Source organism: Exiguobacterium sp. MH3, assembly GCF_000496635.1.
GTDB lineage: Bacteria > Bacillota > Bacilli > Exiguobacteriales > Exiguobacteriaceae > Exiguobacterium_A > Exiguobacterium_A indicum.
Genome location: NC_022794.1, coordinates 2,077,592 through 2,094,201, shown reverse-complemented (window position 1 = coordinate 2,094,201; position 16,610 = coordinate 2,077,592). Strand labels below are relative to the sequence as shown.

General features: G+C 43.9%; 18 protein-coding genes. 12 read left to right on the top strand and 6 right to left on the bottom strand.

Going from position 1 to position 16,610, the window contains the following annotated elements:
- Positions 1-15: 15 nt before the first annotated feature.
- From U719_RS11155 to U719_RS11140, 4 genes are all read right to left on the bottom strand, one after another.
- Positions 16-891, bottom strand: a complete 876-nt coding sequence (locus tag U719_RS11155) for a DegV family protein (protein WP_023468873.1) — start codon at positions 889-891, stop codon at positions 16-18.
- Positions 892-956: 65 nt separating this feature from the next.
- Positions 957-2,282, bottom strand: coding sequence for a branched-chain amino acid transport system II carrier protein (brnQ, locus tag U719_RS11150; protein WP_023468872.1), 1,326 nt, complete (start codon positions 2,280-2,282; stop codon positions 957-959).
- A gap of 346 nt (positions 2,283-2,628) precedes the next feature.
- A complete protein-coding gene (locus U719_RS11145; RefSeq protein ID WP_023468871.1) occupies positions 2,629-2,922 on the bottom strand; it encodes a hypothetical protein in 294 nt (97 codons plus the stop codon).
- A 247-nt stretch (positions 2,923-3,169) separates the two neighbouring features.
- A complete protein-coding gene (locus tag U719_RS11140; protein WP_235147585.1) occupies positions 3,170-3,922 on the bottom strand; it encodes a hypothetical protein in 753 nt (250 codons plus the stop codon).
- A 111-nt stretch (positions 3,923-4,033) separates the two neighbouring features.
- On the opposite strand from U719_RS11140, the gene U719_RS11135 reads away from it, so the two are divergent.
- The 7 genes from U719_RS11135 (at position 4,034) to U719_RS11105 (ending at position 9,829) form a co-directional block, all read left to right on the top strand.
- Positions 4,034-4,591 (top strand): GNAT family N-acetyltransferase, encoded by a 558-nt coding sequence (locus U719_RS11135; protein WP_023468869.1) that lies wholly within the window; start codon positions 4,034-4,036, stop codon positions 4,589-4,591.
- An 8-nt stretch (positions 4,592-4,599) separates the two neighbouring features.
- Entirely contained in the window at positions 4,600-5,313 is a 714-nt protein-coding gene (locus U719_RS11130; protein ID WP_023468868.1) for an alpha/beta fold hydrolase, read from the top strand.
- An 86-nt stretch (positions 5,314-5,399) separates the two neighbouring features.
- Complete coding sequence (locus tag U719_RS11125) at positions 5,400-6,491, top strand: conserved virulence factor C family protein (RefSeq protein ID WP_023468867.1); 1,092 nt, start codon at positions 5,400-5,402, stop codon at positions 6,489-6,491.
- Between the two features lie 360 nt (positions 6,492-6,851).
- Positions 6,852-7,064 (top strand): hypothetical protein, encoded by a 213-nt coding sequence (locus tag U719_RS11120; RefSeq protein ID WP_023468866.1) that lies wholly within the window; start codon positions 6,852-6,854, stop codon positions 7,062-7,064.
- Between the two features lie 79 nt (positions 7,065-7,143).
- On the top strand, positions 7,144-7,590 hold the full coding sequence (locus U719_RS11115; protein ID WP_023468865.1) for a BsuPI-related putative proteinase inhibitor: 447 nt from the start codon (positions 7,144-7,146) through the stop codon (positions 7,588-7,590).
- A 33-nt stretch (positions 7,591-7,623) separates the two neighbouring features.
- Positions 7,624-8,442: an ammonia-dependent NAD(+) synthetase gene (nadE, locus tag U719_RS11110; RefSeq protein ID WP_023468864.1), complete on the top strand. Its 819-nt coding sequence runs from the start codon at positions 7,624-7,626 to the stop codon at positions 8,440-8,442.
- A 115-nt stretch (positions 8,443-8,557) separates the two neighbouring features.
- Positions 8,558-9,829: an FAD-dependent oxidoreductase gene (locus U719_RS11105; RefSeq protein WP_023468863.1), complete on the top strand. Its 1,272-nt coding sequence runs from the start codon at positions 8,558-8,560 to the stop codon at positions 9,827-9,829.
- Positions 9,830-9,878: 49 nt separating this feature from the next.
- On the opposite strand, the gene U719_RS11100 is transcribed toward U719_RS11105, so the two are convergent.
- Positions 9,879-10,274 (bottom strand): disulfide bond formation protein B, encoded by a 396-nt coding sequence (locus U719_RS11100; RefSeq protein ID WP_023468862.1) that lies wholly within the window; start codon positions 10,272-10,274, stop codon positions 9,879-9,881.
- Between the two features lie 65 nt (positions 10,275-10,339).
- On the opposite strand from U719_RS11100, the gene U719_RS11095 reads away from it, so the two are divergent.
- The 5 genes from U719_RS11095 (at position 10,340) to U719_RS11075 (ending at position 15,766) form a co-directional block, all read left to right on the top strand.
- Entirely contained in the window at positions 10,340-11,230 is an 891-nt protein-coding gene (locus tag U719_RS11095) for a LysR family transcriptional regulator (RefSeq protein WP_023468861.1), read from the top strand.
- The gene (locus tag U719_RS11090) at positions 11,214-12,326 is read left to right on the top strand and encodes an N-acetyldiaminopimelate deacetylase (RefSeq protein WP_023468860.1); all 1,113 of its coding nucleotides are present in this window, start codon (positions 11,214-11,216) and stop codon (positions 12,324-12,326) included. The genes U719_RS11095 and U719_RS11090 overlap by 17 nt, the downstream gene beginning before the upstream one ends.
- Positions 12,327-12,560: 234 nt before the next feature.
- Positions 12,561-13,958 carry a cytochrome ubiquinol oxidase subunit I gene (locus U719_RS11085; RefSeq protein WP_023468859.1) on the top strand — a complete coding sequence of 466 codons (1,398 nt, stop codon included), beginning with the start codon at positions 12,561-12,563 and terminating at the stop codon, positions 13,956-13,958.
- 12 nt (positions 13,959-13,970) lie between these two features.
- Positions 13,971-14,993 carry a cytochrome d ubiquinol oxidase subunit II gene (locus U719_RS11080; protein ID WP_023468858.1) on the top strand — a complete coding sequence of 341 codons (1,023 nt, stop codon included), beginning with the start codon at positions 13,971-13,973 and terminating at the stop codon, positions 14,991-14,993.
- Between the two features lie 104 nt (positions 14,994-15,097).
- Complete coding sequence (locus tag U719_RS11075; protein ID WP_023468857.1) at positions 15,098-15,766, top strand: TrkA family potassium uptake protein; 669 nt, start codon at positions 15,098-15,100, stop codon at positions 15,764-15,766.
- A gap of 38 nt (positions 15,767-15,804) precedes the next feature.
- On the opposite strand, the gene U719_RS11070 is transcribed toward U719_RS11075, so the two are convergent.
- A complete protein-coding gene (locus tag U719_RS11070; RefSeq protein ID WP_023468856.1) occupies positions 15,805-16,581 on the bottom strand; it encodes a Cof-type HAD-IIB family hydrolase in 777 nt (258 codons plus the stop codon).
- Positions 16,582-16,610: the final 29 nt, after the last annotated feature.

Here is a 16,610-nt window from a genome sequence, read left to right as displayed (position 1 = left end):
GTTTCGTGCAAGATATCAAGTTGTTGGTAAAGGAATCTCATCGAACCAGTACACACCGACCGTCTCAGCACCAGCATGTGCCAAGATGGAAGGACCAAATTGGGTAATGCGTACTTGAAGCTCCGGATGTTCTGTAGAAATCAAGCGCCGTAATTCTTCAGCAGCGGCATGAGCGAGCGTATGACTGACATAAAGCGTCCGATCATATACACCATGAGCACTGACTTTTGATGAAATTTCACTGACCATTTCTTTAAAAGCTTTTTTGATGGAACGGACTTTTTTAAATGGGACAAGTCGTCCTTCCTCATTAAATTGAGCGATTGGTTTAATATTGAGCATGTTTGCTAGTAAAAATTGACTTCCTGAGACACGTCCGCTCCGTCGCATCGTCTCCATATTTCCGATGATCAGATAAAAATGCGATTTGTGTTTGAATGTCTCAAGCGTAGACATGACTTCATCTGGACCTTTACCAGCAGCAACGAGTCGTTGTGCGATCCGGACAAGTTCTTGCTGATTCGCAGCACCTGTATACGAATCAATCGCGTATAAGGGGAAACCGACAGCTTCAGCTGCAGCGACGGAACTCGAATATGTGCCGCTCAGTCCACTCGTGATATGAATCGCATACCCATAATCATAGCCATCTTCAAGCAATTGTTCATACAAGGTTACGAAGTCACCGAATGATGGTTGAGAAGTCGTCGGTGAAACGTGAGAATCTTCTCGCATTTTTTGATCAAGCTGTTCAATCGAGATATCGACATACTCCCGGTAAGACTCTCCGTTTAAGATGAGTAAAGTCGGTATCACATGGACTCCGATTTTTTCAGCCTCTCCTGGCTCAAAAAAAGCCATGCTGTCGGTAATCCAAGCAATCTTATCCATGTATATGACGCCTCCATTAATAGAACCATTTTGTTCATCATACCATAGCGATGAAAGCGGAATCACTAGCTAGCGCGTTTTTGTGTGATAGAAGCACTGGAAACGTGTCCAAACCATGAACTGATACCGAAGGCGATGAGTGTTGGGAATAACCATTCTAAACTTTGATCCACTAAAGGTAAGGATTGATAGAACGTCTTAAGATTTCCCGGGAAAAGCGAAAGTTGATTCAACGCACTACAGAATGAGAAGAAAATTGTTACACCAAGAGTTGATTGATAAACAACCGACTTACGACGGAACAGATGACGCATGAATGTCAATGCGATCAAGACGATGACGATTGGATAAAGGAACATCAATACCGGAACAGCAATGGATAACAATGTTTGCAATCCGACGATCGATACCGTAAGACCAAGAGCAGTCGTGAAGATACTTGCCGCTTTTAAAGATACACGGTTGGAAATCGTCATCATATATTCTGCAAATGCGGTGACGAGACCAACTGATGTCGTCAAACATGCAAGCAGAATTGCAAGACCAAGTAAAGCTAAACCAATTGAGCCGAAGGCAGTATTTGCATAATGCTGAAGAAGTGCTGGACCATCAACTTTTCCGATGGCGGCAAATGTGTTACGTCCGATCATTCCAAGTCCGACATAGACGAGAGTCAAAGCAGTGGCAGCGATAATTCCGGCACGAGTGACGACTTTAAATTGTGCTTTTCGTTCATGAACGCCTCGGCTTTTCAATGTATGCAGTACGACGACACCAAATACCAAGGCGCCGAGTGCATCAAGCGTTAAGTATCCTTGAAGGAAACCTTGAATGAATGCCTGTCCAGTCGTCTCATACGCTTCGTTTGGTGAAGCGACACCCGAAAGTGGCGAAATGATGCTACTGATGCTTAATGCAGCAAGAGCAATCAGTAATAATGGTGTGATGAAACGCCCGATGATCTCAAGTAATTTTCCTGGTCGTAGTACAAGATAAAGTGTGGCAAGGAAAAAGAGACTCGATGAGATGATCAACGTCATTTGTGAGGGAGCACCAAGAAATGGTACGACTCCGAGCTCATACGTGACAACCGATGTGCGCGGAATTCCGAAAAAGGGACCGATCGCAACATAGAGTGCGAACGTCAAGGCAGCACCTACAAAACGAGGGAGTGGTGCAGCAAGTGTTTTGATGCCACCCCCGATAGAGGCAACTGCAAGTAAGCCGAGCAAAGGAAGACCGACACCCGTTACGATAAAACCAAGGATGGCAGGAAGGAACTGTGAACCCGCAAGCGCACCGAGTTCCGGTGGGAAGATCAGGTTACCGGCACCGAAAAATAAAGCAAAAATCATAAATCCTAAAGCAAATGTATCTTTTGTCTTAAACATGTGTTGTCCTCCATTCATCCTAATTTCATAAAAAAAGCCTCATCCACTAAGTTTGTGGATAGGCGTCGTTTGCTCAGACGCCTTGTCGAAATGACGAAAAGGGCCTGGATCTTCATTTTCTCAAACGAGAAATGAATCTTCAGTCCCTACTCTTAATCACAATCAGTCGTTCTTGGATGAGCATTGCGTGTGTCATGTTTAAAACCTCCTGTTTGAATTTTTCTAAGGATAACATGAAGAATTTAATAAAACAATATTTTCTGAAAATTCATCACCGAATTTTTGAAAATAAATAACGCCTCTAGTAGAGATGAGGTTCTCTACTAGAGGCGTTTCGGATTACATATCAGCTCGTTGCAATCGAGCGCGTTTTTTTGTGGCGTTTCAATTTATGGAGGAGCCAAGCGTGAACGACCTCACAGGATTGACGTGGTAACGTCAGTTCAACAAGCGATTCCTGCTGTTGCCCTCTAATGATGAAAAGTCCATTTTCTTCATCGACAGGGGCGATGGTCATTGAACTCGCTTCATTCAGCGACAATTTCACTTCACCGAGTGTCGCATCCTTTAATTTCAGGATGTTCCCATTTGTCGCAAATTTCGTGAATGAGCCAATTCCGTTCACTTTTAACTGATCCATATTGAATTCCTCCTTCTGCTGATTCCAGTACTATCCCTATAAAAAACAGGGTCTAACTTCTATCTTGAAAAGGTTATCCTCATTATAGCGAAGTCTTCACAAGATGCTAGTCTTATTTTGTGTGAAAATTCGAAAAATTTTTTAACAATATTGTCATATGGATAGGAATACCTGTTAAGAGGCAATCGTGATATGAAATTCAAATAGAACAAAAGCATCCTTTTCCAAAAGAAAAAGATGCTAAAGGTCAATCTAACTCAAAACTCCATTTCTTTTTGCGACAAACAAGCGATCCACGTCGAAGGATCGATTCTTTCTCTGCTTCAAAATCTTCATGTAATACGTTCATGTCTTCGTACCGTCCTGCTACATAGACGGGAATCGTGATATTTCTTGAGAAAACAGACCGTTTTGCACTTTCGAAATCAATCAATACTCCTTCTTTGAGAAGATGACGGATATGAATCATGATTTCAGCTGTTAAAGCGATCGAGGCGACGGATCGTGCGTGCTGACGAAATTTCCGTTGTACGAGATCAGAGATAAGTTGTTCTACCCGTGACCAATCCTTCAAGTAAACAGAAGCATGAAGACCATCGTGTTCGCTAAAATAGACCAGTTCATTCTCGATCGAGTCAAGGAAAGGAAGCGGTGTCCCTCGTTTCATATGCATTAAAAATAATAACTCCGCGATTTCGACATCCGTCAATACATCAAGCGAATGAGAGGAGCGAATATCAATAGCAGTCAAAGGATGACGCTGGACATCCGTTGATTGTGAAAACTGTTCGATCTCATGCGCTTCGATGTAATGAAGCATCGTTCGAAACGATTGTTTCGTCTGTTTGAAATCACTTCCTGAAATGAGTAAAGGACGTTTCAAATCGACGGCTGCAGCGAAATCAGAGAAATGTACTCCTGACATCGTTAATCGTTGATTTTCCTCGTCCTCATATAAGTAAAGTAACGCACTCGACATACCACTTCGCTTCCTTTCCATGACTAACTCCTTCATAATTTAATAGTAGCAAAACTTCGAATTGCCTGAAAGGATATTTACTTCTGAAAACGGGCATACTACATAGAGAAGCATAAAGAGAGGTGATGGAGCATGTGGGGCTTGCGAAAGCCTTTCCCGGAATTGCGGACCGAGCGCTTCATATTACGTGAGCTCGAAAACCGTGACGCACGCGAATTGTTTAAAATCCTATCGGACGATAAAGTCATGTATTATTACGGATCAGATCCGCTCGTGACGGTCTATGAAGCTAAAAATGTCATCAGTTACTTTAAAGAACAGTTCACGCAAGGTAAAGCGATTCGCTGGGCAATTGCTGATGCACAAACGAATCAATTGATCGGTACGATCGGTTTTCATAACTGGCTGTCTCAATACCATCGGGCTGAAATTGGTTTTGAAGTTAGTCAAGATTATTGGCAACGTGGTGTCGCTTCGGAAGCGGCAAGAGCTGTTCTGACATATGGCTTTGAAGAATTTGCTCTCCATCGAATCAGCGCCCTCGTCGCACCTGAAAACCTCGCTTCTAACGCATTGGTTCAAAAATTAGGATTCAAAGCAGAAGGATTACTAGAAGATTATGCATACAGTCATGGTCGTTTCATGGATTTGACGATGTACCGTATGCTCGCATCTGAATGGAAGGGATGAGGTAGTCAATGGAAAAACAAACACTTGTACTCCTGCATGGATTTACAGGAGGAACAGATTATTTTAATCGGGTAGAGGCAAATTTACGACATTCCTTTGATGTCTTACCACTAAGTTTACCGGGGCATGAGGGACTTGATGTTGGTCCGGATACGATTGAAGGCTTTGCCGAATGGGTCATGCATGAACTTGATCGACGTGGTATCAAAAAGCCGATCATCATCGGACATTCCTTTGGTGGATACATCACAGCTGCAATCGTTGAAGGGTATGCGGATCAAATCAGTGGATACGGTCTTGTGTATTCGACAGCTAAAGCAGATGATGAACAAGCGAAACAAAAACGAAATCAAAACATCACACGCGTTGAAGAAGTCGGTGTCAGAGAATTCGTCAATGGTCTTGTTCCATCCTTATTCGCTGAAGGGGCAGATGAGTTCGCTGTCGCTGAAGCACTTGAAATCGGGTACATGATGACGGTCGAAGGAGCGATTCGTGCGCTCTCTGCGATGCGAGATCGGCGAGATATGACGAAGGTCTTGACGAGGTCAAACGTGAAGGGTGTCATCATTCACGGCACGAAAGATCAACTGATTTCAGAGGAAAGTGCATTTGCACCAAAGAATGATCATCTCATACATCGGTCAACAGACAGTGGACACATGGGGATGCTTGAGAAACCGGATGCTTTCGTTGCAATCATCGAAGAGGCATTCAAGTAAGTTTTTGCCCTACAGTCACGTCTGTAGGGCATTTGCTTTGCATTTCAGATTAGATATCTGAAATGATAGAAATGGAGGGGATACACATGAAAATCGTAGCGATTGAACCAACACCAAGTCCAAATAACATGAAAGTCATCGTTGATGAGGTCTTTCCGGAAAAGGGGCAGACATTCGAGCATGCCTTTGGCGCACCGGAACACATTCAGCGATTACTTGAAATACCTGGCGTTAAGTTCGTTTATCAGGTCAGTGACTTTTTATCGATCGAGCGTTATCCGAAATATGATTGGCGCTCGCTTGTCATCGATATACGACGTGCGTTCGGTGAAACGTTGAATGATGTTGAACAGCACGAGACAGATGCTGAGTATGAGCCTGTCCATCTATTCGTGCAGTTCATTTTAGGCGTACCGATGCAAATCAAAGGTGTGAAAGGATTAGAAGAAAAACGAGAAGGACTGTCGGAACGTTTCCGAGAAGCAGCGCTATTCGTCCAACCATTCGTTCAGAATGTCATTAGCGATCGACGCTGGGTGGAACAAGCACCTCGATACGGAGATCTTGACGAAAGTTTGCGTGAAGTAGCGAATGAGATTGAGATTGCCTATCCAGTCGAACGTATCGAACGTCTCAAGTCGCTCGCAGCAGGAGAAGATATTACGTTTAGCGGTCAAGCGATTCAATCATCCGATTGGAAAGAACGATTCGCGGCGCTCGATGAATTACCTGTTGAGATGGAATGGGTTCCAGCTTATGCTCGCCTGTTACAGGATGAGAAGATGCAAATTCGGCGTCAAGCGATTGTAAAGCTTGGGATGTTCGAAGATCATCGAGAAGAACTGTTAGAGTATTTGACGAGTGCACTGCATGATCCGTCAGGGATCGTTCGTCGGACAGCAGGCGATACGATTTCAGATTGGGCGATGCCAGAAGCTGAACCAATGATGATGGAAGCGTTAGCGGATAAAAATAAATTAGTACGCTGGCGAGCTGCACGCTTCCTGTTTGATGTCGGAACGGAACAGTCAATCCCAAGACTGCGTGAAGCAAGCCGAGACCGGGAATATGAAGTAGCTCTACAAGCCGAACTCGCATTAACGCGGATCGAGAGTGGGGAAGAAGCACTAGGAACGGTTTGGCAGCAAATGAATCGAATGATAGATGAAAGTTCATGAGAACTTAAAAAATAATTGAGTGAGAGAATCATTCGACAAAATGAGTCACTAATTGTCTAGGTATATATTCCCTGTTTCCTAAAAATACTGGTAAAATAATCTAAATCATGTTGTCATCTTTTTGAAATCGAAATGAAATGTGTTGGAAATGCTTATTAAAACGCTTGCATCTAACAACTAAATGGATTATTCCAAAATATCCCTGATGAAATTGAAATATTGTTTTGAAATGAAATGTCGAATGACAATTTTCTTCTTTTTTCTGCCCTTTGGTACAGTTAACCTACAATAACGAATTCGGAACATGTAGGTCATCTCTTGGCTGGGCATTATGAATGAGAAAAGGGGAGAATCGGGGATATGTTACTTTTCGCTGAAACTGATTTAGCAGTAGGATATAAGGAACGGACAAAAACAGGGGTATATGTAACGATCGAAACAATCGACAGTCGTACGATTACATTAGTCGCACCAGCAAACGCGGCAGAGGATATTTGTGACGAACTGTTTGCGACAGGACTAGAGCAATTGTTTTCATTCAAGATGAATCCATCGACTTTACCTGTGGCATAAGTGAATAACCGTGCGAGAGAGGAGAATCCTCTCTCGCTTTTTTTGTGATAAAATTATTAGAGATAAAAGGAGGGATGAGATGAAACGTCTCGTTTTCATTCTGCTACTGCTTTCTGTTTGTTTAGCAGGTTGCCAAGAAAAGAAACAACAGGCAACAACAACTACGAACGAACCGATTCGGATCGCAGTCAAAACGACAAAGCAGGACGACATGATGCAATTAGACATTTCTTTAACGAATCCAAATGATCACAGTGTGAACGTGACGTATCCTTCCTCACAACGTTTTCAGGCTCAATTGATTGATGCGAAACAACACGTAACGTATGATTTTGAGAAAGAGCAAGTATTCACGCAAGCGATTGAAAAAGATACGTTCACGAAACATGAAACGAAACAGTATACGGTTGAATTACCAATCTCCTCTTTAGGTGATAGCACGGAAGTTCGCGTATCGACAATCCGTCAATTCAAGGGAGCAAGTGCAAAACAAACGACGGATCAACAAATGATTGATTCAAAATGACGATCAACACAATATGAAGGAGTGAAGCGATTCATGCAAAAAGAAATCATCCAAGTAACAGGAGTAAAGCCTGTCATTGACCCAGCACAAGAAGTAAACGAGCGGGTAGCCTTCTTGAAAGCGTATCTCAACCATACAGGAGCAAAAGGATTCGTATTGGGCATCTCAGGGGGACAAGATTCTTCGCTCGCAGGTCGTCTGTGCCAACTGGCAGTTGAAGAGTTGCGAAAAGAAGAGGGGAAAGATGTCGCATTTTATGCGGTCCGCTTGCCTTACGGGGAACAACAAGATGAAGCAGACGCACAGACAGCCTTGACGTTCATTCAACCGGATCATTCGCTTCGTGTGAACATTAAACCAGCAGTCGAAGCATCGATGCAGGCGTTCAAAGAAGCGACAGGTGCAGAACTTTCCGACTTTAATAAAGGAAATACGAAAGCGCGGGAGCGAATGAAAAGCCAATATGATTTAGCTGCTCATTATGGCTGTTTAGTCGTTGGAACAGATCATGCAGCTGAATTCGTGACGGGATTCTACACGAAACACGGTGATGGTGCATGTGATTTGACGCCATTGACAGGACTGAATAAACGGCAAGGGAAACAACTGTTACGTTACTTGAACGCACCAGAAGTCTTGATTGAAAAAGTTCCGACAGCAGACCTTGAGGAAAATCGTCCGGCACTACCAGACGAAGTGGCACTTGGTATGACATATGAAGAAATCGATGACTACTTGGAAGGAAAGACGATTTCAGAAGCAAGTCAAGAAAAGTTAGAGACGCAGTATAAACGTGTTGGACACAAGCATCATATGCCGGTCTCACCACTCGATGAATGGTGGAAAGCATAATCCAAAATAAGGAGGCGTGATTTCAAGATTGAAATCGCGCCTTTTTTCATGTTCTTCGATTCTTCTTCAATCGTTATGGGAAAAGAAAAGAAATGACGATTGAGGAGGCGGGAGTATGACGATTGGTATCATAGGTGGAGGGTTATCCGGCTTGACGGCAGCGGCATTATTCGCAAAACAAGGAACGCCGGTCACGCTCTGGGATGCGGGATTACTTGGAGGACGTGCCACCTCTCAAACCGTAAAAGGATTTACGTTTAATTACGGTGCTCATGCGATTTATGGACGCGATCAATCGATTCTTCGCAAATTAACGAAACAGCTCGGTATCGAAGTGACGTGGCTGGATTTCTCAGCAAGTCGTGCGAAATATGAGTTTTCAGGTCATTTGACGGCAATTCCTGCGAATGCCTGGGGATTATTGAAAACAGAAGTCATCGAAGGAACGAACAAAGTACGTTTCACATGGGAAATCATTAAAACGATTTTACGAGTCGAACGAGGGGATCCGCAACAATCAATCGGGCAATGGTTAAAAACAGAACGAGTCGATGAACAAGTGGCACAGTTGATGCTTGATTTGGCATCAACGAACTTTTTTACGGCAGAACCCGAAAAAATTCCGTCAGACGTCTATTTCGAGTATTATCAAAAACTTTTTCGGACGCGCAAGCCTGTCTCATACATCGAAGGTGGATGGCAAGGGTTAGTTCAGGAGTTGGAACGGATCATCCTAGAAAACCGTGGAGAGATCCTGAAAAAAACAAAAATAACAGCAGTCGAATCGACTAAGACCGGATTTTTAGTACGTGATCGAAAGAAACAAGAATGGAACGTCGAACGGATCATCTTTGCCGTACCACCGCGTGAAATCTTGAAAATGGCGACTCCCACTGCCATTCAGCGATTTGTTACACCGTACGCGAGCCATGAACCGGTAGAAGTATTCGTGTATGATCTTGGACTTCATCCGTATATCCAAACACCGTATTCATACATCTACGACCGTTCGCATCGAGCGTTCATCACGGATTTATCGCATTATGATGCAAGTCTTGCACCGAAGGATGGTCAAGTCCTTCAAGCAATCGCCTACCTTGAACACGATCGACTCGAGGATCCTGATTATATTGGACATGTCCGAACAGGAATCGAACAGATGCTTGACGTTCATTTTGCAGATTGGCGACAACGTATCGTCGCAGAACGAACGATCAAACGAGCAGTCGTACAAGAAATCAAATGGAAAATGGGGCAAGCGCCGCTTGCGACTCATATTCCGGATCATGCAGGTGTCGCTTTCGTCGGGGACTGGTGTGAAGGTACGGGACAGCTCTCAGAGCTTGCGTTCTCAAGCGCCGTCAGCGTCTTCAATCGATGGGCGTGATATCAAACGACAAAAAAGAGAAGTCGAATCGACTTCTCTTTTTTGTATCTTATGCTTCATTGTTCGAACGTGCTGGATAGAACGCTAGAATCAAGAGTAATGTAAAGGCAATGAGACTCATCATCGGAATCGTCAAGAAACCAAAATAGTTGACCCACTTGATGAGACAGCCGCTTGTACATAACGCTTCGCCATCGGGTAAGCGCTCAAGAATGACGTGGTACAAGGCGACACCAAAGCCGGCAAGCACATACAGGCGGACGAAGAGTGGATCAATCGTTTTCGACCGGAATAGCGAGATGAGCAAATAAAAGGCAGTCGTATACATGAATAGTCGTTGCCACCAACAGAGAGGGCAGGGGATGAATCCACGAATTTCACTGAAATAGAGACTGCCAAGCGTTGCAATCGTTGAGATGATGAACATAAAATGATAGCGTGTCATATGTATCGTCCTTTCTAACGTGTTAAACTAATGCCATCTTATATCATGAGGAGTCGAATCTCACATTGCAAGTGTCGGAAATGGAAATGTTGATCACCTTATCGGAAGAATTGAATATGAGGCGCGCTGCCGAACGATTATTCGTCTCGCAACCTGCGCTTAGTCAACGTCTCGTTGCGATTGAAAGACGCTGGGGAACAAAATTATTCATTCGTTCATCGCGTGGGTTAAGCATCACACCACAAGGAGAAAAAGTAATCGGTCTCGCAAAAGAGATGAATCGAAAGGAACTTGAGTTAAAAAGTGAATTGACAGCAGAAGAGGGTGCCGTTTATGGAACGCTTCGGATTGCCGTCGCTTCCATCATGGGGCAATATTGGCTCCCTCGTGTCTTGAAACGATTCGTTGAGCGTTATCCGCATGTCCGTGTTCAGCTTGTCACGGGATGGTCCAGTGAGATGATGCGTCATATGTTAGAGGAACATTTTCATATCGGGATCATTCGTGGAAACCCGGACTGGAAAGGTGTTAAAGAACGTCTTTTCTCGGATCCGCTCTATTTAGTCGATAGTGAGTTGACGTCAATCGAACAGTTACGCGTGACGGATCGACCATTCATCCAGTTCAAGAGTGATTCAACGTACTATCAAGAAATTTTAGAATGGTGGCAAGATCGGTTCGCAAGTCCGCCATCGCGGACGCTGGTCGTCGATCAAATCGAGACATGTAAGCAGATGGCTCTACATGGAATTGGATTTGCGATTTTACCCGAATCGACGATCCAACAATCAAATGAAGTCATGCAGCTTCCGTTAAAAACATCATCTGGAAAGGTATTAAAGCGAGATACATGGATTTTGTCTACGGAATCGATGCTTGAACTAAAACAAGTTCAAGCATTTTGGGATATCGTAAAAGAAGAAGGAGGAAGTCAGTCAGATGGAATACGCCATTGAAATGCGGCGCGCGCTTCATAAAATACCAGAACCAGGGTTCAAGGAATTTAAGACGCAAGCTTTTATATTGGAACAAATTCGTGCTTATCCACCAGATCGTGTCACGTATGACACGTTTGAAACGGGTGTTTTCGTTCGAGTGAAAGGATTGACTGGAAATCGGACGATTGGATACCGGGCAGACATTGATGGGTTACCAATCGAAGAAGCGACAGGTCTTCCATTTTGCTCGGAACATCCAGGCTTCATGCATGCCTGTGGCCACGATATGCACACGTCGATTGCGTTGGGATTGATGAAACGAATCATTGAATTGCCGGTCATGGATGATGTCGTCTTTTTATTCCAACCAGCGGAAGAAGGTCCGGGCGGGGCAGAACCGATGATTAAAAGTCCGTTGTTTGAAAAATATCGTCCAAGTGAGATGTATGGTCTTCACGTCGCACCGGAGTATCCAGTCGGTACGATTGCAAGCCGTCCCGGCGTCTTGTTCGCGAGTGCTCGAGAAGTCCATATCACGATCTATGGTCAAAGTGGTCACGCGGCATTTCCTCATTTGACGATTGATACGGTCGTTGCGCAAGCAGCCTTGATCATGCAATTGCAAACAATCGTCAGCCGATCCATCAATCCGATGAACTGTAGCGTCATCACGATCGGAAAGGTCGATGCCGGGATTCGAGAAAACGTCATCGCCGGTAGAGCTGTTCTTGACGGTACGATGCGCGCACTCAACGGGGAAGACATGGAAAAACTGGAACGACGCGTTCGTGACATCATCCGGGGAATAGAAGCTTCCTTTGGCGTCAAGATTGATCTACAATTCGGAAATCGTTATTACGAGGTCGTCAATGACCGACACATCGTTGATAAATTTTCATCATTCGTTAAGATGAATGCGAACTATATTGAATGTGATGCAGCAATGACAGGAGAAGACTTTGGATTCATGTTGAAGGAAATTCCAGGGATGATGTTTTGGCTTGGAGTCGACAATCCGACATCTGGACTTCATCAACCAACCTTGAATCCAGATGAATCCGCTATTCCATTTGTGATTGATTTACTCGATCATTATTTCCGAGAATATGTTTAAAAAGTTTTATGAAATAATAAAGGACATTAAGCTTTCCCTTTCGAAATCAAGAATGGGAAAGCTTTTTATATATGTAAGAATAGGAGTTTTCGAACATTTTGTGAAAAAAATCACGTGCACATGTGAACAATTTGTTACATCAAACATTATAAACAGACATAAAGGGTTATGTTCTCTATGATACGGTTATAGACCATATAGAGAAGTATGTTTTAGGAAGAGGGGGCTATATACATGTTCAATGATCCCGTATTGCTCAGTCGATTGTTGACAGGGCTCACATTAGCGTTTCATATTATATTCGCGACGATTGGCGTCGGGGTACCACTCATGGTACTCGCAGCTGAATTCATCGGTCTGAAACGCAAAGATCCGGATTATATTTTATTAGCAAGACGGTGGACGCGTGGATACGTCGTTACCGTCGCAGTCGGTGTCGTGACAGGGACGGCCATCGGATTGCAATTATCACTACTTTGGCCGTCACTCATGCAAGTGGCTGGTCAAACGATCGCACTACCGCTATTTATGGAAACATTCGCATTCTTCTTTGAAGCGATTTTCCTCGGTATTTATCTGTATACATGGGATCGGTTCAAAAACCCATGGTTACACTGGTTGATCGGGATTCCGGTCGTCATTGGTGCGACAGCATCAGCATTCTTCATTACGACGGTCAACTCCTTCATGAACTCACCAGAAGGATTTAAGATCGTCAACGGAACGCTAACGCAAATTGAACCATTAAAAGCAATGTTCAATACAGCAACACCTACAAAAGCAACACACGTCATCGTATCGGCTTATTTAACAGTCGCATTCATCTTGGCGGCAATCGCGGCGTTCCACTTACTCCGCAAAAAAACACTCTCGGCAGCGGAAACAGCGTATCACAAAAAAGCACTTCGCTTAACGGTCATGGCTGGATTGATTTTTGCCTTCTCGACGGCACTTGTCGGTGACTTCTCAGGGAAATACTTGGCGAAATACCAGCCAGAGAAACTCGCAGCTGCTGAATGGCATTTTGAAACGACAAGTGAAGCCGAGTTGATCTTCGGTGGGATACTTGATCAGCAAGAAGACGGCAGTTATGAAATCAAGGGTGCCGTCAAAATCCCATATGCACTCTCAATTCTTGCGGGTGGAGCTCCAGATACAGAAGTCATTGGTCTAAATGAGTTCGCAAAAGAAGATCAAGCACCGCTGATCGTTCACTATTTCTTCGATATCATGGTTTCGATTGGTATGTATTTGGCTGCCATCTCTGCCTTGTTCATCTTGGCATTCCGTTTGAAAAAATTAAATCCTTATAACAAATGGATTTTAAGAGGTGTCTTCATCGGTGGACCTCTGGCGATGATTTCAATTGAAGCAGGTTGGATGTATGCTGAAATTGGTCGTCAACCTTGGACACTGTACGGCATCATGCGGACAGCAGATGCGGCGACGACATCAACTGCTGTTGGTCCGATGTTGATTCTATTCAGTGCCTTGTACTTGATGCTCGGTACGATTTGTACAGTCGTATTATTACGGATGTTCAAGAAAAACCCGGTTGGAAAAGAACTTCAAGAACTTGCTGAAAACCACCACGCACGTGGGGAAGCTATGTTCGTGGATGATAACAAGTAAGGAGGGAACGATTTGGACGTTCAAACACTAGGAATTACGGTCCTTTGGACTTTCCTGTACGGATATCTCATCGTTGCCTCAATTGACTTCGGTGCTGGATTTTACGCCTTTTATTCAAAATATACGAAGCGGGATCATTTAACGAATCGATTGATTCTTCGTTATCTCTCACCAGTGTGGGAGGTAACGAATGTCTTCTTCGTATTCTTCTTCGTCGGACTAGTCGGGTTCTTCCCGGATACCGCTTATTATTTCGGTACGGCACTGCTCGTGCCAGCCTCAATCGTTCTCGTATTAATTGCGATTCGTGGTAGCTTCTATGCATTTGCCAATTATGGATCAAACGACAGCATGTTCTATACGTTCTTATACGGAGCAACTGGTCTATTGATTCCGGCGGCGATGTCAACGACTTTGACGATCAGTCAAGGTGGATTCATTCGTAAAACGAATGAAACAGTCGAGTTTTTAGGAACAAAATTATTTACGAACTTTTACTCTTGGTCGGTCGTAGCACTCGCTATCGTATCCGTCCTCTATATCAGTGCGATGTTCCTCTTGTTCTACGCAGATAAAGCGAAGGATGAAGGGGCTACGCCATTGATTCGTAAGTGGGCGCTCTTCTGGAGTGGTCCGACGATTCTAGTCTGTGCACTCGTCTTCTTTGGATTGAAAAATCAAGCGGCATGGCACTATGAGAACATCTTAAACGGGAACTGGTGGTGGTTCGCTGCTAGTTTCATCTTCTTCCTCGTTGCGGTGACACTCGTCTACATGAAGAAGAATTACGGAATTGCTTTCGTCGCGGTCATGCTACAGTATGGAGTGGCATGGTTCGGTTACGGTTATACGCACTTACCATATATCTTGTATCCATATATCGATATCAACAAAGCGGTCGTTAACGAAACAATGGCTTCCGCACTCGTCGTTGTCTTCATCTTCGGACTCTTACTCTTGATTCCGGCGTTGTACTTGATTTTACGACTCTTCTTGTTCGATAACGATTATGTACGTGGGAAATCCTCAAAATAATGGATGAATACACGCCTCTGCGAATCGCAGGGGCGTTTATAGTATTTTTAAATTGAATCGGGTACACTACTAAGGAAGAGCGATTGTGAAGGAGAGTTGTGAAAATGAATGGAGAGTTTGCAGTAATTGGACTAGGGCGCTTTGGTGGCTCGATTGTCCGTGAATTATCGAAAAATGGCTATGATGTCTTAGCGATTGACTCCGACGAGGAGCGCGTCAATGAATTCATGGGAATTGCGACGCATTCCGTCATCGCGGATACGACGGATGAGAACGTCTTAAAGAGTCTAGGAATCCGAAACTTCGATCATGTCATCGTTGCGATCGGGGAAAATATTCAAGCATCCATCTTGACGACATTGATCTTAAAAGAGCTTGGGGTACAATCGATCACCGTTAAAGCGACGAACGATTACCACGAAAAAGTATTACGAAAAATCGGAGCAGATTTCATCGTTCACCCCGAACGGGATATGGGAGTCCGGATTGCAAATGGTTTAATGAGTTCCAATATTCTTGACTATCTCGATTTATCTCAAGAATTTTCGATCGTTGAAATTAAAGTCAGTGATCGGATGGCAAAACAAACATTGATTGACCTGGATCTACGGAGCAAATACGGAGCGAACGTTGTCGCCATTAAACGTGGAGAAAACGTTCTGATTTCTCTACAAGCTGACGAAATGATTGAAAAAGGGGACTATCTCGTCGTCATTGGTGAAAATGAGGACCTCGACCGTCTAGAGCGTGCGATTCATAAAGTGAAGAACTAAAAAAAGCTGAGGCGCGCCTCAGCTTTACATTTACTTAATTAAATGAGTTGGAATTCTTTTAATCCGTGTGCGATACCGTCCTCAAGGATGGGTTTCGTGACATAGTCAGCGGCAGCTTTCGTTTCTGGAAGTCCGTTGCCCATTGCAATACCCGTTCCGACGTAGCGAAGCATCTCTAGATCGTTTAAAGCATCACCAAATGCAAAGGTATCTTCGCGGCGAATATTCGTCAATTTCAGGAATTGTTTGATCCCTTCTGCTTTCGAAGAACCGACATTGATGACATCCATTGCATGTGGGTGCCAACGAATGAAATCAAATGCGTCATAGCGTTTAACATAATCGCTCTCTTCTTCAGCCGTACAGTAGACGAGCGTTTGGAAAACATCATGCGATAAGAATGCTTCTTCATCGTGAATCGGCAACGGCATATCAAGCTCCCCGAGTGAATCGACGACATGAACATCATTTGATTTCGTCGTGAAGCCTTTTGTTTCGCCAAGATAAACGAGTGTATGCCCGTTTTCTTTCGCTTGTTGCGTTAAATGCGTTAAATCCGTCTTCGGTTGTGGACGTTTGTAGATGATTTCATTTTGATGAACGACGATTTGCCCGTTATAGCCGATAATCGTATCGATGTTGAGTAGTTCACGGATTCCAGACAACATCGCAGGTCCGCGTCCGGTTGCAAGGGCTACATAGACACCATTTTCTTGAAGCTTACGAATTGCCTGTTTTGTTGATTCCGGAACAAAATGACCATCATGCAATAAGGTTCCGTCGATATCGAAAAAGACGACTTTCTGATTTGCCATGGTTTCACCTTCTCTTTTTAATTGGTCAA